At 72.8% G+C, this 17,318-nt stretch carries 17 protein-coding genes and 1 riboswitch; of the genes, 8 read left to right on the forward strand and 9 right to left on the reverse strand.

Annotated features, from left to right (window positions below):
- Position 1: 1 nt before the first annotated feature.
- Positions 2-1,972 carry an anthranilate synthase family protein gene (locus AW27_RS24960; protein WP_052031201.1) on the reverse strand — a complete coding sequence of 657 codons (1,971 nt, stop codon included), beginning with the start codon at positions 1,970-1,972 and terminating at the stop codon, positions 2-4.
- A 330-nt stretch (positions 1,973-2,302) separates the two neighbouring features.
- On the opposite strand from AW27_RS24960, the gene AW27_RS24965 reads away from it, so the two are divergent.
- Entirely contained in the window at positions 2,303-3,664 is a 1,362-nt protein-coding gene (locus AW27_RS24965; protein ID WP_172671392.1) for a class II 3-deoxy-7-phosphoheptulonate synthase, read from the forward strand.
- 133 nt (positions 3,665-3,797) lie between these two features.
- Entirely contained in the window at positions 3,798-4,094 is a 297-nt protein-coding gene (locus AW27_RS24970) for a (2Fe-2S)-binding protein (RefSeq protein WP_172671391.1), read from the forward strand.
- A gap of 58 nt (positions 4,095-4,152) precedes the next feature.
- Here the strand turns inward: AW27_RS24970 and bfr are convergent, their stop codons facing one another.
- Positions 4,153-4,629, reverse strand: a complete 477-nt coding sequence (bfr, locus tag AW27_RS24975; protein WP_037926968.1) for a bacterioferritin — start codon at positions 4,627-4,629, stop codon at positions 4,153-4,155.
- 173 nt (positions 4,630-4,802) lie between these two features.
- Between bfr and AW27_RS24980 the strand changes: the two genes are divergently transcribed.
- Complete coding sequence (locus tag AW27_RS24980) at positions 4,803-5,435, forward strand: sulfite oxidase-like oxidoreductase (RefSeq protein ID WP_037926961.1); 633 nt, start codon at positions 4,803-4,805, stop codon at positions 5,433-5,435.
- 32 nt (positions 5,436-5,467) lie between these two features.
- Here the strand turns inward: AW27_RS24980 and AW27_RS24985 are convergent, their stop codons facing one another.
- The 6 genes from AW27_RS24985 to thiO form a co-directional block, all read right to left on the reverse strand.
- A complete protein-coding gene (locus AW27_RS24985; RefSeq protein ID WP_037926958.1) occupies positions 5,468-6,013 on the reverse strand; it encodes a DUF4396 domain-containing protein in 546 nt (181 codons plus the stop codon).
- 88 nt (positions 6,014-6,101) lie between these two features.
- A complete protein-coding gene (locus tag AW27_RS24990; protein WP_037926956.1) occupies positions 6,102-6,962 on the reverse strand; it encodes a deoxyribonuclease IV in 861 nt (286 codons plus the stop codon).
- Between the two features lie 6 nt (positions 6,963-6,968).
- Positions 6,969-8,882, reverse strand: a complete 1,914-nt coding sequence (gene pknB / locus AW27_RS24995) for a Stk1 family PASTA domain-containing Ser/Thr kinase (RefSeq protein WP_037926954.1) — start codon at positions 8,880-8,882, stop codon at positions 6,969-6,971.
- 234 nt (positions 8,883-9,116) lie between these two features.
- Positions 9,117-9,911, reverse strand: coding sequence for a thiazole synthase (locus tag AW27_RS25000; RefSeq protein WP_037926951.1), 795 nt, complete (start codon positions 9,909-9,911; stop codon positions 9,117-9,119).
- A 5-nt stretch (positions 9,912-9,916) separates the two neighbouring features.
- Positions 9,917-10,117 carry a sulfur carrier protein ThiS gene (gene thiS / locus AW27_RS25005; protein ID WP_030033166.1) on the reverse strand — a complete coding sequence of 67 codons (201 nt, stop codon included), beginning with the start codon at positions 10,115-10,117 and terminating at the stop codon, positions 9,917-9,919.
- A complete protein-coding gene (gene thiO / locus AW27_RS25010) occupies positions 10,114-11,295 on the reverse strand; it encodes a glycine oxidase ThiO (RefSeq protein ID WP_037926946.1) in 1,182 nt (393 codons plus the stop codon). The genes thiS and thiO overlap by 4 nt, the downstream gene beginning before the upstream one ends.
- A riboswitch (TPP riboswitch) is annotated at positions 11,293-11,404 on the reverse strand. Its footprint overlaps the gene before it by 3 nt.
- An 81-nt stretch (positions 11,405-11,485) precedes the next feature.
- On the opposite strand from thiO, the gene AW27_RS25015 reads away from it, so the two are divergent.
- The 5 genes from AW27_RS25015 (at position 11,486) to AW27_RS25035 (ending at position 15,866) form a co-directional block, all read left to right on the forward strand.
- A complete protein-coding gene (locus tag AW27_RS25015) occupies positions 11,486-12,706 on the forward strand; it encodes an NAD(P)/FAD-dependent oxidoreductase (protein ID WP_037926943.1) in 1,221 nt (406 codons plus the stop codon).
- A 96-nt stretch (positions 12,707-12,802) separates the two neighbouring features.
- Entirely contained in the window at positions 12,803-13,168 is a 366-nt protein-coding gene (locus AW27_RS25020; protein WP_037926940.1) for an Rv2175c family DNA-binding protein, read from the forward strand.
- Between the two features lie 75 nt (positions 13,169-13,243).
- Positions 13,244-13,879, forward strand: a complete 636-nt coding sequence (gene thiE / locus AW27_RS25025) for a thiamine phosphate synthase (protein ID WP_037926937.1) — start codon at positions 13,244-13,246, stop codon at positions 13,877-13,879.
- Between the two features lie 193 nt (positions 13,880-14,072).
- A complete protein-coding gene (gene metF / locus AW27_RS25030) occupies positions 14,073-14,987 on the forward strand; it encodes a methylenetetrahydrofolate reductase [NAD(P)H] (protein WP_037926934.1) in 915 nt (304 codons plus the stop codon).
- Between the two features lie 42 nt (positions 14,988-15,029).
- Positions 15,030-15,866: a hypothetical protein gene (locus AW27_RS25035; protein WP_037926931.1), complete on the forward strand. Its 837-nt coding sequence runs from the start codon at positions 15,030-15,032 to the stop codon at positions 15,864-15,866.
- Between the two features lie 22 nt (positions 15,867-15,888).
- Here AW27_RS25035 and AW27_RS25040 read toward each other — a convergent pair whose 3' ends face one another.
- Positions 15,889-17,307, reverse strand: coding sequence for a phytoene desaturase family protein (locus AW27_RS25040; RefSeq protein ID WP_172671390.1), 1,419 nt, complete (start codon positions 17,305-17,307; stop codon positions 15,889-15,891).
- Between the last annotated feature and the right edge of the window lie 11 nt (positions 17,308-17,318).

Below are 17,318 nucleotides of genomic sequence, written 5' to 3' on the forward strand. Positions count from 1 at the left end.
CTCACACGGCTGCGCCCCGCACCTGCGTCACCAGCTCGCGCAGCAGCTCCGCGCCGCGCAGGGTGAGGACCGACTCCGGGTGGAACTGGACCCCGGCGAAGCCCCCGGCGGGGGAGCGCAGTGCGTGGACCTCCCCCGTGGACCGGTCCCGGGCCACCTCGACCCCTCGGGCGGCCAGTCCGGCAGCCAGGCGGTCGTCGCAGTGCGCGGTGAAGGTGTTGTAGAAGCCGACCACCTCCTCGGCCCCGAACAGCTCGATCCGGGTCTGCGCGCCCTGCGCCGGCTCCGCCTTGCGGACCAGCGGCAGGCCCAGCTCGGCGGCGAGCGGCTCGTGCCCGAGGCACACCCCGAGCAGGCCGTGGCGCTGCCCGGCCAGCAGCTCGCCGGTCAGCCCGCGCAGCAGCCGCATCTTCGGATCGGCAGAGTCGGCCGGGTTCCCCGGGCCGGGCCCCAGCACGATCGGCCCCTCCCAGGCCAGGGCCGTCTCCCGCAGCCCCGGTTCGTCGAAGCGCCGTACGGTGACCTCCAGCCCGATGACCCGCAGCACGTGCGCCAGCATCGCGGTGAAGGTGTCCTCCCCGTCCACCACCAGCGCATGCCCCGACGGCTGGGCCGGCCGCTCCTGCATCCGCAGCCAGAAGGGGGCCAGGTCGGCACGCCGGGCGTCGAGGGCCGCCCGCACCCGCGGGTCCTGCGCCAGTCGGGTCCCCGCGGCGGCCGGCCGCGGCGCCGCCGGCCGTACCCCGAGCGCCGCCAGCACTCCCGCCGCCTTCGCGTGCGTCTCCGCGACCTCACCCGCCGGATCGGAGTGCCGCACCAGGGTGGCGCCCACCGGCACCCGCAGCCGCCCGTCCCGGGCGATGTCGGCCGTCCGGATCAGGATGGGGGAGTCGAGGGTCTGCGCCCCCGCGGCGTCCAGGCCCACCAGCGCCAGCGCCCCCGCGTAGTAGCCGCGCCCGCCGCTTTCGTGGCGCTGGATCACCCGGCAGGCGTTCTGCACCGGCGAACCCGTCACGGTCGCCGCGAACATCGTCTCGCGCAGCACGTCCCGCACGTCCAGGGAGGAGCGTCCGCGCAGTTCGTACTCGGTGTGGGTGAGGTGGGCCATCTCCTTGAGCCGCGGTCCGACGACGACCCCGCCCCGGTCGCCTACCGTGCACATCATCTTCAGTTCCTCGTCGACCACCATCGACAGCTCCTCGGTCTCCTTGCGGTCGCCGAGGAAGGCCAGGAGCGACTCGGCGGTCGGCCCGGTGGCCGGATGGCGGTACGTGCCGCTGATCGGGTTCATCACGACCGTGCCGCCCGCCCGCCGTCCGCCGCCCCCCTCGGCCGAGTGCCCTTCGCACCCGCTCCGCCCGTTCGACATCCGCACGTGGACCTCGGGGCTCGCCCCGACCAGCGTGCGCTCCCCGGTATGGACGACATAGGTCCAGTACGCCCCCCGCTCGCCCTCCAGCAGCCGCCGGAACAGGGCCAGCGCGTCCGCCCGGCCGAAACCGTCGATCCGGCCCTCGAACGTGCGCCGGATGACGAAGTTCGAGCCCTCGCCCCGGCCGATCTCCTCCCGGATCACCCGCTCCACCGTGTCCGCGTACGCCTCGTCGGAGACGTCGAAACCACCGTCCTCGACCCGCACCGCGTGCGCCGGCAGCACGGCCAGCACCTCGGCGAGCGGGATCTCGTACGCCTCCTCGGCGACCAGTGCGCTCAGCGGGGTGCCGTCGTCGCGCACGTCGAAACCCCGCTCCCGGATCTGCCGGAAGGGCACGAGTGCGAGGGTGGGCAGAGTGCCGACGGGCAGGTCGGCGAGGTTCTCGACCTCGTGGACCGGCCCGAGGAGGACCTCGACGCTCTCGTGGTCGCGGCCGGGGGTCCGCCGGCGCAGCAGGGCGAAGGGCGGGCAGGAGTCGTCGAGCAGCCGGCCCAGCGGGCCGGGTACGTCGGGTCGGTTCGGTCGGCTGGTGTCCATGGGCGGAGCGTCCTTCCGTCGGGGGAGGAGCGGCTCGCGCTGCCGGCGCCGGTGCCGGGAACGCGGAAGGCCGCCCCTCGGGGCGGCCTTCGCGTCGTGCGTGTCGTCAGGTACGCGCAGGAAGTGGGCCGCCGGGAGCGGTCCACCACCAGTTCTGGTTCGTGTGCGCGTACATGCGGTGAACCATAGCCCAGAACGCCCCGGTGGCGCCGGATCGGTTCCGCAACGCGTGCCGAACCATCGATTCCGTTCCGCCGGGCGTCCACGGCCTTCGAGGAATCCGTCTCACGTTGTGGGCGGGGGGCCGGACGCCACCCGTAACGCCGTAATGTGTACGAGGTGACCGTGAACGCTGAAAACCAAGCCCCCGCCGCCAAGGCGACCTGGCGAGACCTTCCCGCGGCGCAGCAGCCTTCGTACCCCGATGCCGAGGCTCTGCGCGCTGTCGTCGCGGACCTCGAATCGTATCCTCCGCTCGTTTTCGCGGGTGAGTGCGACCAGCTGCGTGCCCGTCTGGGAGCCGTCGCCAAGGGCGAGGCGTTCCTGCTCCAGGGCGGCGACTGCGCCGAGGCCTTCGACGGCGTCTCCGCCGACCACATCCGGGCCAAGCTCAAGACGCTGCTCCAGATGAGTGCTGTTCTGACGTACGCGGCGTCCGTACCGGTCGTCAAGGTCGGCCGGATCGCCGGGCAGTACTCCAAGCCGCGCTCCAAGGACACCGAGACCCGCGACGGCGTGACCCTGCCGACCTACCGCGGCGACTCCGTCAACGGCTTCGCCTTCACCGAGGAGGCGCGCGTCCCGGACCCCGAGCGGCTGAAGCGCATGTACCACGCCTCCGCCTCCACGCTCAACCTGGTGCGCGCCTTCACCACCGGTGGTTACGCCGACCTGCGCCAGGTGCACGCCTGGAACCAGGACTTCGTGAAGTCCTCCCCGTCCGGTCAGCGGTACGAGCAGCTGGCCCGGGAGATCGACAACGCGCTGAACTTCATGAAGGCCTGTGGCACCGACCCGGCCGAGTTCAAGGCGGTGGAGTTCTACGCCTCCCACGAGGCGCTGCTGCTGGACTACGAGGGCGCGCTGACGCGCACCGACTCGCGCACCGGCAAGCTGTACGACACCTCCGGCCACATGGTGTGGATCGGTGAGCGCACCCGTCAGCTGGACCACGCGCACATCGAGTTCTGCTCGCAGATCACCAACCCGATCGGCATCAAGCTCGGCCCCACCACCACGGTGGACGAGGCGCTGACCTACATCGACCGCCTGGACCCCGAGCGCGAGCCGGGCCGGCTGACCTTCGTCGTCCGCATGGGCGCCGACAAGGTCCGCGACAAGCTCCCCGAGCTGGTCGAGAAGGTCACGGCCTCGGGCGCGACGGTCGCCTGGGTGACCGACCCGATGCACGGCAACACCTTCGAGGCGGCCTCCGGCCACAAGACGCGCCGTTTCGACGACGTGCTCGACGAGGTCAAGGGCTTCTTCGAGGTGCACAAGGCGCTGGGCACCCACCCGGGCGGCATCCACGTCGAGCTGACCGGTGACGACGTCACCGAGTGCGTGGGCGGCGGCGACGAGATCTTCGTCGACGACCTGCACCAGCGCTACGAGACGGCCTGCGACCCGCGGCTCAACCGCAGCCAGTCGCTGGACCTGGCGTTCCTGGTGGCGGAGCTCTACCGCGACTAGGCGTCGCGATCAGCAGGTGCGTTCCTACGACTGTGGGGCGCGGATCGATGTGATCCGCGCCCCACAGTCGTACCCGGGGCTTTCCGGCCACCCTGACTTTGGGTACGGTTAGGTAAGCCTCACCGAATAGGGGATGGCTCGCCGCACCGCTCAGCGCCAGGAGGTGAACCGCGTGTACGTCTGCTCTTGCTTCGGGATCACCGACCAGCAGGTCAAGGAGCACGCGGCTGCCGGGGCCTGCACGCCCCGCCAGATCGCCTCGGCCACCAAGGCCGGCACCGACTGCGGCTCCTGCGTGCGCACCATCCAGGGCATCCTCGGCCGCGGGGCGTGCCCGCGCAGGGAGCTGCTGGAGAAGGGCGGCGCGGTGTCCGTGCTCGCGGCCGACCCGGAGGCGACGCCCTCGCCCGAGCTGGCGGAAGCGGCCTAGGAACCGGACCGGGCCGGCGCGCGTCGGCCGGCAGCCGGTTCGCCCGATCGGCCGACGGTCAGCTCGGCTGCTCGATCAGCTGCGCGATGTAGAGCGCCTCGCCCAGGGACTCGATGAGCTCCAGCTGGGTGTCGAGGTAGTCGATGTGGTGCTCCTCGTCCTCCAGGATCTCCTCGAAGAGGCGGGCCGAGGTGATGTCACCCTTCCCGCGCATGACCTCGATGCCCCGCTTCAGCCGGTCGATGGCCTCGACCTCGACCTGGCGGTCCGCCTGGAACATCTCGGTGATGGTCTGCCCGACGCGCACGTGGAAGAGGCGCTGGTAGTTCGGCAGGCCGTCCAGCATCAGGATGCGCTCGGTGAGCTTGTCCGCGTGCTTCATCTCGTCGATGGACTCTTCACGCGTGTACTTGGCGAGCTTGGTCCAGCCCTTGTTGTCCTGGATGCGGTAGTGCAGCCAGTACTGGTTGATGGCCGTCAGCTCGCCGGTCAGCTGCTCGTTCAGAAACTCAAGGACCTCGGGGTCGCCCTGCATCGCAGAGGCTCCTTCCAGGCAATGTCAGCTATGTGACGGGGCAGTTGCGCGCATCCTTGCACCGCCGCTGAGGGCCGTCCAGTAAGTGCCTCCTTAGTGGGAGTTACCGTGACTTGCCCGAATCGGCCCCGGCCTGGTCATGACCACCCTGCCCAGTCTGTCACCATGGAGTCATGGGTCAGCCGGAAAGCCGGGAATCTCCGGGAGCAGAGCAGCTGGAGCTTCCACCGGGGCAGCGGCTGCAGAAGGGCTGGCCGGTCACCCACTATGGTCCCGTGCCCAAGTTCAAGCCGGACCGCTGGGAGTTCCGGGTCTTCGGCGCCACCGCCGACGGTGACAAGCACTGCTGGAACCACGAGGAGTTCACGGCGCTGCCGTTCGCCTCCGTCGTGGCGGACCTGCACTGCGTCACGAAGTTCAGCATGCAGGGCGCGGAATGGGGCGGTGTGCTCGCCCGCGAGGTGCTGGCCCTGGCGCCTCCCGCACCGCAGGTCACCCACGTGATGGTGTGGGCCGAGTACGGCTTCAGCTCCAACCTGAGGCTGGCCGACTTCGCATCCGACCGGACCGTCTTCGCCACCCACCAGGGCGGTGAACTGCTCACCGCCGAGCACGGTTTCCCCGTCCGGCTGGTGGTCCCGCACCTGTACGCCTGGAAGGGCCCCAAGTGGGTCCGCGGCATCGAGTACATGACCGCCGACCGCCGGGGCTTCTGGGAGGAGCGCGGCTACCACAACATCGGCGACCCCTGGCGCGAGCAGCGCTACTCGTACCAGGAGGAGCCGGGGGAGGGCCCCGAACTCTAGGGGCGTTGCGAGGGCGCCCCGGGGGGCGCCCCTCAGTGGTGGTACTGGTGGACGACCGCGTGACCCATGCCGCGGCCGATCATCCACTTGTTGACCGGCGTCGTGATCACGAAGGCGGCCGCCAGCGCGACCACCAGGACGATCCAGAACTTCGGGTCCGACACGTGCGCGTCCATCGCGCCCGGCCACAGTGCGATCACCCCGTTGTCGATCAACTCCATGACGGCGATCGACAGGGTGTCCGCGGCGAGGGCCACCCGGACGGCCGCCCCCAGGCCGACGCCGGCGGCGAGGATCCCGCGCAGGGTGAGTGCGTAGCCGAAGAAGAAGGCGAGGATGATCGCGAGGATCATCGTCGAGACGTTCCCCCAGCCCAGGGCGGTGCCGATGACCATCCCGAGAACCTCACCGATGGCGCATCCTGTGAGGCAGTGCAGGGTGGCCCGGGCGGCCGCCGCCCAGTCGACCCCGCCGACGCCGCCATGGCCGTGAGCCTGGCCGTGGCCCTGCTGGTCGTGCGGGTGGTGCTCGTCGTGCGGGTGGTGCCGGTGGTCGTGCCCTTCGTGCGTCTGCTCCATGACGACCCCCTCGTGGGAAAGCCGGGTAGCGGTCCGTCGACATGACGAACCGTATACCCCCAGGGGGTATTCCTCAAGGGTCAGTGGATCACTGGGCGCCGCGCAGCTCCTTCAGCAGCGCCACATCCGCCGCATGCCCTTCCTTGCCTCCGGGCGTTTCGATGATCAGGGGTACGCCGTCCATCGCGGGGTGCGTGCACAGCTCGGCGAAGGCGTCCCGGCCGATGTGGCCCTGGCCGATGTTCGCGTGCCGGTCCTTGTGCGCGCCCACCCCCTCCTTGGAGTCGTTCGCGTGGACCAGCTTCAGCCGGCCCTCGCCCACGGTGTCCACCAGCAGATCCAGCGTCACCTTCGTCCCGCCCGGCTCCGCCAGGTCGTGACCGGCCGCGAAGACGTGGCAGGTGTCCAGACAGATCCCCAGCTTCGGATGGTGGCGCAGCGCATCGAAGTACGGACCGAAGTCCTCCGCGAGCGAGCACAGCGAGGAACCCTGCCCGGCCGTCGACTCCAGCAGCAGAAACGGGTCGTCGTCGTGCGTCAGCTCGTCCAGCAGCGGCAGCATGTACTCCCTGACCTGCTCGTACGCCGCCTCCCGCGGGCGACCGCCGGTCGCGGAGCCGGTATGGACGACCACCCCGAGCGCGCCGATCCGCCGGGCCCGGCGCAGCGAGTGCCGCAGGGACTCCACCGACCTCTCCACGGTGGCGGCGGTGTGCGAGCCGAAGTTGATCAGATACGGCGCGTGCACGTACGCGGGGATGCCCTCCCGCGCGCACTCCTCGCGGAACCGTTCGTCCTGCGCCGGATTGCCGACCGGGGTGGCCCAGCCGCGCGGATTGGCGACGAAGACCTGGACGGCCTCGGCGCCCATCTCCCGGGCGTACGCCAGCCCGACCGAGGCCAGACCGCCCGCGACGGGGACATGTCCGCCCACTGGATTGCGTACCACGTGCGCCTACAGCCCCTTGATCCGGATGGTGATCGTCAGGCCCTCGGCCGCGGTCTGCCCGGGGAGCACCGACTGGGCGTCCACCGTCCTGCTGAAGGAGAGCAGCGGCCGGTCCACCTTCACCTTGAAGCCCGCGTCCTCCAAGGTCTTGCGGGCCGTGTCCACGTCCTGGCCGATCACGTTCGGGACCGGCAGCTGGCGCGGTCCCTTGGACACCGTCAGCGTGACCGTGTCCCCGGCCGCCGCCTGGGTGCCGGCGCCGATCGACTGGTTGGCCACCGTCCCCGGATCCGAGGGCGCGTTCACCTGCTCGGGAGCCGTGGCGACCTTGAGGCCCAGACCCTCCAGGGTGGCCTTCGCCTGCTCGAAGGGCAGCCCCGTCACGCCGGGCACCGGCACCGGCCGGCCCTTGCTGACGACGATCGAGACCGCCGTGTCGGGCGCACGCTTCTCGCCGCCCGCCGGATTGGTGCTGATCACCGAGCCCTGGGCGACGTCCTGGCTGAAGGCCTGCGTGACGATTCCGGGGGCCAGCCCGGTCCTGGTCAGCTCCTCCTTGGCCTCCTCCAGCGGCCTGCCCCGGAGGTTGGGCACGGACACGACCTCGGGACCGCGGGAGATCGTGATGGTCACCGCGCCGTTGCCGCGGATCCGCTGCCCGCCCGCGGGGTCGGTGTTCATCACCGTCCCGCGCTCGAAGGCGTCGCTGAACTTCCGGTCGACCCCCTTCACCCCGAGACCGGCCTCGGAGAGCTGGGCGCGGGCCTGCTCCTCGGTCTTGCCGAGCAGGTTGGGGACCTTGGTGAACTGGCCCGAGCTGATGTACCAGACGCCCGTGCCGATGCCGAGGGCCAGCAGCACGCCGACGACCGCCAGCAGCACGCCGCGGCGCGGCCGGCCGCCGACCGCCGACCGGCGCCCGGACGGAGCGGGCGGGTCCAGTGGGGGCGCCTCGAAGCGGGAGGTGAGGTTCACGGGCTCCGCCGCCACCGGGCGCGGGATGACACCGGTGCGGTCCTCGGCGGACGACCGGTCCACGGCGCGCGCCTGCGGCGGTACGGCGTCCAGCTCGACGTCGCTGAGTCCGGCGCGGGCCTCGCGGGTGAGGCCGAGCAGGGCGGCGGCGTCGTAGGGGCGCAGGTCGGGGGTGCGGGCGGTGGCGCAGGCCACGAGCCCGTCGAGGCCCGCGGGCAGGCCGGGCACCGAGGCGGACGGCGGCGGGACGTCCTCGTGCAGGTGCTGGTAGAGCACCTGCGCGGGGGTGGCGCCGACGTGGGGCTTGGAGCCGGTGAGCATCTCGTAGAGCACGACACCGCAGGCGTAGACGTCCACGCGGGTGTCGGCGACGCCGTTCTCGATCTGCTCGGGTGCCAGGTAGGAGACGGTGCCGAGCACCGAGCCGGTGGTGTTGGTCACCGAGTCCACCGACCGGACCAGCCCGAAGTCCGCGACCTTGACCCTGCCGTCGTCGCCGATCAGGACGTTCTCGGGCTTCATGTCGCGGTGCACGAACCCGGCCCGGTGGGCGGCGCCGAGGGCGGCCAGGACCGGTTCGAGGATGTCGAGGGCCGCCCGCGGCTGGAGCGCACCGCGCTCGCGCAGCACGTCGCGCAGGGTGCAGCCGGAGACGTACTCCATCGCCAAGTAGACGTAGGGTCCGTCCGTGCCCTGGTCGAACACGGCGACCACGTTGGGGTGCGCGAGCCGCGCCACGGACTTGGCCTCGCGGATGAACCGCTCGACGAAGCCGGCGTCGGAGGCGAGGGCCGGATGCATCACCTTCAGGGCGAGGATCCGGTCCAGCCGGGTGTCGACGGCCCGGTAGACCGTGGCCATGCCGCCGGCCGCGATGCGGGCGTCGATGCGGTAGCGGCCGTCGAGCACGCGCCCGACGAGAGGGTCTTCCAGGGTCGTATCCACCCGCCGATTCTACGAGCCGGCGCCGGTGTCCCGGCGGGGGCGGGTCTCGTTGCAGCGCAGCTGTGACGTGAGCAGGGGGCGGGGCGGGATTCCCGGCCGGCGTGAACCGGAGCGGCGCGGGGGCCGGCGGGACTCCCGGGGCACGTCCCCGGCGACCGCCCGACGGCCGCCCGGCCACCGCTGCACCCGCACCGGAGGCCTCCCGCCCCGCCCCCCGGCCGCCCCGTTGCGTCCTCAGAACGCGGGCCGCTCCGGGTCCAGCGCCGCGCGGCCCTCCCTGGGGGAGGAGGCTTCGGCGAAGCGGCGCTGGGGGATGCGGCCCGCCCGGAAGGCCAGGCGGCCGGCCGAGACGGCGTCCCGCATGGCGGATGCCATCAGGACCGGTTCCTGCGCCCGGGTCACGGCGGAGGCCAGCATCACCGCCGCGCAGCCCAGTTCCATCGCCAGGGCCGCGTCGGAGGCAGTGCCCGCGCCCGCGTCCAGGATCACCGGTACGCCCGCCCGCTCCGTGATGAGTTCGAAGTTGTGCGGGTTGCGGATGCCCATGCCGGAGCCGATGGGAGCGCCGAGCGGCATGATCGCCGCGCAGCCCACGTCCTCCAGCCTGCGCGCCAGCACGGGATCGTCGTTGGTGTACGGCAGGACGGTGAAGCCCTCGTCCACCAGGATCTCGGCGGCGTCCAGCAGCTCGACGCCGTCGGGCAGGAGGGTCCGCTCGTCGGCGACCACTTCGAGCTTGATCCAGTCGGTGCCCAGGGCCTCCCGCGCGAGGCGGGCCGTGAGGACGGCCTCGCCCGCGGTGAAGCAGCCGGCGGTGTTGGGCAGGACCGAGATGCCGAGGCCGGCCAGGACGGAGAGGACGGAACCCTGCACCGTCGGGTCCAGGCGGCGCATGGCCACGGTGGTGAGTTCGGTGCCGGACGCGGCCAGGGCGCGCTCCAGCACGTCCAGGCTGGGGGCGCCGCCCGTGCCCATGATGAGGCGGGAGGAGAAGGTCCGGTCGCCCAGTGCGAACAGGTCGTCGGCCATGCCGGTCAGCCTCCCTGGACCGCGGTGAGGATCTCCACGCGGTCGCCGTCGCCCACGCGGGTGGCCGGCCACTGTCCGCGCGGGACCACGGTCTCGTTGAGTGCGGCCGCCACCCCGGAGGGAGCGGCGGTCAGGGTCGCGACGACGGTGTCGAGCGTGGTGCCGGCCGCGACCTCGCGCGGCTCGCCGTTGACGGAGATGGTCATGCGTACGACTCCTGACGTGCGGCGGAGAAGCGGCGGGGGGTGAAGGGGCGTGCGATCCCGGGCAGTTCGCCGCTGACCAGCAGCTCGGCCATCACCTCGCCGGTGAGCGGGGTCAGCAGCACCCCGTTGCGGTAGTGCCCGGTGGCCAGGTGTAGGCCGGGCAGGTCGGTGGGGCCCAGCAACGGGGCGTTGTCGGGTGATCCGGGGCGCAGTCCGGCACGGGTCTCGGTCAGCGGGAGTTCGGTGATGCCGGGTACCAGCTCGTGGGCGTCGCGCAGGAGTTCGTAGACCCCGCCCGCGGTGACGGTGGTGTCCCAGCCGAGCTCCTCGCTGGTGGCACCGATGACGAGTTCGCCGTTCTCGCGGGGCACGAGGTAGACGTGGCTGCCGCGCACGACCGCCCGTACGGTGCGGGAGAGGAACGGCGCGTACACGGGCGGTACGGAGAGCCGCAGCACCTGGCCCTTGACGGGCCGCACGGGCGGCAGCACCTCGGCGGGAACCCCCGCCAGCCTGCCGCTGAGCGAGCCCGCGGCCAGGACCACCTGGTCGGCCCGCAGCTCCGTGCCGTCGTCGAGGAGCACGCCGGTCGCCCGGTCCGCGGTGGTGAGCAGCTGCTCGGCGGCCGCCCGGTGGACGGTCACCCCGGCGCCTTCGCAGGCGGCCAGCAGGGCGGCCGCGAGCCGCCGCGGATCGACCTGGTGGTCGCCGTCGACGCGTAGGCCGCCGCGAACCCCCGGGGCGAGCATGGGCTCCAGACGGCGGCACTCGCGGCCGGTGAGCCAGGCGGACTCCAGGCCGCAGCGTTGCTGGAGGGCGTGCAGTTCGCGCAGGTGGAGGCGGTCGTCGGCGTCGAGAGCGACCGCGAGGGTGCCGCAGGCGCGGTAGCCGATGTCCATGCCGCCGCTCGCTTCCGCGAGCTCGGCGGCGAACCGCGGATAGCGTTCGGCGGAGGCGAGGCCGAGGCCGAGGAGGGCCTCCTCGCCGTAGTGGAGTTCGGTGACGGGGGCGAGCATGCCGGCCGCGACCCGGGCGGCGCCGCCGCCGGGTGCCGGGTCGGCCAGTACGGTGCTCAGTCCGCGCTCCGCGGCCCGCCAGGCGGTGACCAGGCCGATGATCCCGCCTCCGACGACGAGGACGTCCGATCCGCGGTCGGATCCCGTTCGAGATGAGTGCATGGGCGTCCAGCCCCTCCCTTCGCCGGCATGACCCGGATCAGGTTCGTACGGTCGGAGGCCGGCCAGCCTCCCTCTCAGCCCGGTGCGCCGGACTCCCGCGATAGGTACGGTGGCCAGACTATCCCGGCGGGGGACGGCGGGTAAGGCGGCACCTGTTCCTGACGGAGCGTCAGGTGATTAGGGTGGCGGCGTGAGCGAGCAGACGGAACACAATCAGCGCGGCGTCGTGATCGTCGGCGCCGGAATGGCCGGGGTGCAGACCGCTGTCGCCCTGCGTGAGCAGGGCTTCGCGGGCCCCGTGACCCTGCTGGGAGCCGAGCCCCACCAGCCCTACGACCGGCCCCCGCTGTCCAAGGCGGTGCTGCTCGGCAAGGCCGAGGACTCCGCGTTCGACGTGGACTTCGAAGGCCTGGGCATCGACCTCCGGCTCGGCACGGAGGTCACCGGCCTGCGGGCCGCGGACCGCGAACTGGACACCGAGGCGGGACCGGTCCCGTACGGGACCCTCGTCCTGGCGGTCGGCGCGCAGCCGCTGACCCTGCCCGGCGCCGAGGGCGTCCCGGGCGTCCACCTGCTGCGCACGCTGGACGACGCGGCGCGGCTGCGCCCGGTGCTGGCCGCCGCGTCCCGGGTCGTGGTGGTCGGCGCGGGCTGGATCGGGGCGGAGTTCGCCACCGCGGCCCGGGAGGCCGGCTGCGCGGTGACGGTCGTGGAGGCGGCGGACCGGGTGCTGGCGGGCGCCCTGCCCGCCGAGGTGGCCGAACCGATGGCGCGCTGGTACGGCGAGGCCGGCGCCGAGCTGATCACCGGAGCGAAGGTGGCCGGCGTCGAGGAGGGGCGCGTCCTCCTGGCGGACGGGCGCACCCTGCCCGCCGACGCGGTCGTCGTGGGCATCGGCGCGCGGCCCGCCACCGATTGGCTGTCCGGGTCCGGCGTGGAGCGCGGCGCCGACGGCTCGGTCACCGCCGACGCACACCTGCTGACCTCCCTGCCGGGGGTGTACGCGGTCGGCGACTGCGCCTCCTTCCCGTCCGGTCGCTACGGGGCGCGGCTGCTCGTGCACCACTGGGACAACGCGCTCCAGGGGCCGCGGGCGGTCGCGGCCAACATCCTGGCCGGGGAGCCCACCGCGGTCTACGACCCGGTTCCGTACTTCTGGTCCGAGCAGTTCGGGCGCTTCGTGCAGTACGCGGGCCACCACGGCGGGGCCGGGGCCCCGGTGTGGCGCGGCGACCCGGCCGGGGAGACCTGGTCGGTGTGCTGGCTGCGCGACGGCGCCCTGGTCGCGGTCCTCGCGGTCGGCCGCCCCCGGGACCTGGCCCAGGGCCGCAAGCTGATCGAGACGGGCGCCGCCGTGGACCCGGCCGGGGTCGCGGACCCGGGCACCCCGCTGAAATCGGCCACCCTCTAGCCGGTGGCACGGGCGGTACGGGCGCGCCGGGCCGCGGCGTGCCACGGACGGTCCGCCCGGGTACCGGCTGTCGGTGGGAGGTGGCAGGCTTGGCCTGTGACCGAGATTGACGCAAAGATCGATTCCCTCGTCCCCGACTGGCTGTACCTCCCCGACATCGCGGAGATGCTCCACGTCGAGGTGACGCGGGTCCGCCAGATGGTCAAGGAAGGGCAGCTCATCGCCGTCCGCCGGGGCGAGAACCGGGCCCTGCAGGTTCCAGCCCCCTTCATCGACGGAGACAAGGTGGTCAAGGGCCTGGTCGGCCTGCTGACCGTCCTGCGCGACGACGGCTTCTCCGACGAGGAGATGCTGGAATGGCTCTTCACTGCCGACCCGACCCTGCCCGGCACGCCCGCCCAGGCGCTGAGCGAGAATCGCGGCACGGAGGTGAAGCGCCGCGCTCAGGCGCTCGCCCTCTGAACCGATCCGCAGTAGCTCCACCGCGGTGTACGGGCCAGGCGCCCGTACACCGCCTCCATCACGGGGGGTACACCCATGCAGCTGTCCGACGCCCGGCTCTACCTGTGCACGGACGCCCGCAAGCGCCAGGGTGACCTCCCCGAGTTCCTCGACGCCGTCCTGGCCGGGGGTGTGGACATCGTCCAGCTCCGCGACAAGGGCATGGAGGCGGGCGAGGAGCTCGACCACCTCCAGGTGTTCGCCGAGGCGGCGCGCCGCCACGGCAAGCTCCTCGCCGTGAACGACCGTGCCGACGTGGCCCACGCCATCGGCTCCGACGTCCTGCACCTCGGGCAGGGCGACATCCCCGTCCCCGCGGCCCGCGCCATCCTCGGCGGGCAGGTGCTCATCGGCCGCTCCTGCCACGCGGAGGACGAGGTCGCGGCGGCCGCCGCCGAGCCGGGCGTGGACTACTTCTGCACCGGGCCCTGCTGGCCCACGCCCACCAAGCCCGGACGTCACGCTCCCGGCCTGGACCTGGTCCGCTACGCGGCCTCGCTGGAGCAGGACCGGCCCTGGTTCGCCATCGGCGGCATCGACGCCGCCAACCTGGACCAGGTGCTGGACGCCGGCGCCACCCGCATCGTGGTCGTCCGCGCGCTCACCGAGGCCGCCGACCCCGCTGCTGCCGCCGCCGACCTCGCCCGGCGGGTCCGGGCCCGCCTCGGCTGAGTCCGGATCCGGCGGGGGTCCGGCGACGGGTCCCGTCCGCCCGGACAATCCGCCCGGACAACCGGTGGCATTCCACGCCGCCACAGCCCGAGGAAGCCCGTGCGGGCCCGAGACACGCCCGCAGGTGTCCAAAAACATGTCCAAAAGGCGGACGCCGCTTCGGGGAGCGCCGGGGCGCGTCTAACCTGCCCACATGGCCTCTGGTACCGCTTCCACCTGGTCGGACCGCGCACATACGGTCCGCGACCTCCTCGCGTCCGGGCGCTCGTACTCCTTCGAGTTCTGGGCACCGAAGACCGAGAAGGGCGAACGCAACCTCTGGAACGCCCTGCGCCGGGTCGAGGCGGTGTCCCCCAGCTTCGTCTCCGTGACCTACGGAGCCGGCGGTTCCACCCGCGGCGGCACCGTCAAGGCCACCCAGGAGATCGCGGCGGACACCACGCTGACCCCGGTGGCGCACCTGACCGCCGTGGACCACTCCATCGCCGAGCTGCGCCACGTCATCGGCCAGTTCGCCGATGCCGGGATCCGCAACATGCTCGCCCTGCGCGGCGACCCGCCGGGCGACCCGATGGCCGAGTGGGTGGCCCACCCGGAGGGCGTGCACTACGCGGCCGACCTGGTGCGCCTGCTCAAGGAGTCCGGGGACTTCTGCGTCGGCGTCGCGGCCTTCCCCGAGATGCACCCGCGCTCGACGGACTGGGATACGGACATCCGACACTTCGTGGACAAGTGCCGTGCCGGCGCCGACTACGCGATCACCCAGATGTTCTTCGATCCCGAGAATTATCTGCGGCTGCGCGACAGCGTCGCGAAGGCGGGCTGCGACACCCCGATCATCCCCGAGGTCATGCCTGTTGTGGGTATCAAGCAGCTCGACCGACTGCCCCAGCTGAGCACCGCGGTCTTCCCCGCGGACGTGAAAGAGCGCATGCTCGCCGTCAAGGACGATCCGGCCGCTGTACGCTCCATTGGCATCGAGTTCGCCACGGAGTTCTGCGCGCGGCTGCTGTCCGAGGGTGTACCGGGACTGCACTTCATCACGCTGAACAATTCCACGGCGACTCTCGAGATCTACGAGAACCTGGGCCTGCACCAGCGGGCTTGACCGGCCGTACCCGTGTGACGGCCGTACCGAGAGGGGCCTTGCATGGGTATGACGGTCCTCTACATCGCGTTCGGAATCGTCGCGCTGTGGCTGCTTGCCGAGGTACTGATGCAGTACAAGGCCCGGCTGCGCTGGCGCCTGCTCGCCTTCGCCGGCTTCCTCGGCGTGGTCGCCGGGGTGATCCTGCCGTCGGTACCGGTCATCGGCGCCGGCGCGGCGGCCTTCGCCGTGGGCCAGACCCTGGTGACGCTCTCCTTCCGCAAGGGCTTCGTCGCCGGCTGGGCGGTGCGCCGCGGCGGGGCGCCGGTCCGGAAGACCGGACGCCGCAGAGGTGGGGCTGCCGCACAGGAGCCGGCGCTCCAGGTCACCGCCCTCGCATACGACGACGCGGACGGAGCCCCGGCCGAGGAGGTCCACAGCCCGCAGCCGGTGCCCGAGGAGACCGGTTCCTACGGGATGCAGGGTTTCGCGACCCAGGCCCCCGAGGTCGACGAGACGGCCGCATTCGCCTCGCCGTTCACCACCGCCGAGCAGGACGCCCACCAGTACGCGGCCTACTACGACCAGCACGACCAGGGCGGTTACGACTACTCCGCCGGCTACCCGACAGGCGAGCAGCAGCAGGTCTACGCCGCCTACTCGGACCCGTACATCGGCACCGGCGGCGGTGTCGTCCCGCCCCAGCCGTACGACTACACCCCGTACGCCGACTACGGGCAGCAGCAGTACTCCACGGACACCCCGCCCGGCGGCGTCTGGGTCCCCCAGCAGCGGTCCACGGACGCGGGCGGCCGACCGTACCCGGGGGACGGGCAGGGCGAGCCGCCGCAGCAGTACCCGTACCCGCAGCAGGGCGAGTACGGGCAGTACCGCTACTGAGCCGGCCGGGGCCGCGGCGGGCTCACTGGGAGCCGCGGAACCCCGTGCCCTCCACGATCAGCCCGGCCACCAGGGCCCCGGTCATCCCGGCGTGCGCGAGCCCGCCGCCCGGATGGGCCCAGCCGCCCGCCAGGTACAGGCCCGGCACCGCCGTGGCGTTGGCCGGGTACAGCAGCCCGCCGCCGGCACCCGCGAGCGCCGGCGGCGGTACCGAGCCGCCCACGGCGCCGGTCGCCGCCTCGACGTCGGCCGGGGTGCGCACCTCCTGCCACAACAGTCGCTCGCGCAGGCCCTCCACGGCCTTCTCCGCAAGGTCCAGCAGCTCCCCGGGCTCCGAGGTCCCCGGCCCGTGCACGGCGCTCACGGTGACCGCCTCGTGCTCCGCGTCGGGCCGCGTGGCGGGATCGTCCGGCCGCATCACGGTGACCTGGCGTCCGGCCGCGTGCACGAGGGTGCGGTGGGCGGTCCCCGCGGGGCGGGCGCCGCGCAGCGCGAGCAGCAGCGTGATCCGGCCGGGCACGCCGTCGCCCCGGGCCGGGACCGCCCCGGCCGGCCACGGCAGCGAGTCGGCCGGAAGCAGCCGCGGGTCGATCCCGCAGACGACGAAGTCGGCGGCCGCCTCGGTGCCGTCGGCCAGCAGCAGGCCGGCCGCCCGGCCGTCTCGGACCAGCACCTCCCGCACCCGCGCCCCGAAGACGAAGGCGACCTTCCGCTCCACGCAGCGCTCGTACACGGCGGTGGCCAGCGCCCGCATCCCGCCGCGCACGTACCAGCTGCCGAAGGTCTGCTCCATGTACGGGAGCACGGCCGCCGAGCCGGGAGCGGTGGCGGGGTCGAGGCCGTAGCCGCGGACCACTCCGGTCAGTACCTCCGCGAGGGGGCCGCCCAGTTCCCGTCCGGCCACCTCGGCGAGGGTCGGGCTGCGGCGCCGCAGCAGGCCGCTGCGCCGCAGGGCAGGGTAGGGATCGCCGCCCAGCGTCTGCCGGGCACCGTCCCGCAGGGGCTCCTCCAGCAGCGGGCGGCGGGTGGCGTCCCAGGCGTCGCGGGCGCGGCCCAGCACGGCGTTCCAGCGCGCGCCGGCACCCTCGCCGAAGGCGGCCTCCAGGGCGGCGGCGACACCGCCGTGCGAGGCACCGGGGAGGGTGACGTCGATGCCGTGGCCGGGCAGGACGTGTCGGACCGCCGGGTTCACCTGCGCCATGTCGACGCAGTCCTCCAGCGGCCGCTTGCCGGTCTTCACGAAGAGGTCGCGGTAGACGGCGGGCAGGTGCAGCAGGCCGGGCCCCGTGTCGAAGGCGAAGCCGTCGCGCTCGTACCGGCCGACCGCCCCGCCGTAGGTCGCGCCACGTTCGTACACCGTTACCCGGTGCCCCGCCACGGCCAGCCGGGCCGCTGTCGCCATCGCGCCCATGCCGGCGCCGATCACCGCAATTCGTGCCATGCGGCCGAGCC

This window comes from Streptomyces sp. PCS3-D2 (genome assembly GCF_000612545.2).
In the GTDB taxonomy this organism is placed as follows: domain Bacteria; phylum Actinomycetota; class Actinomycetes; order Streptomycetales; family Streptomycetaceae; genus Streptomyces.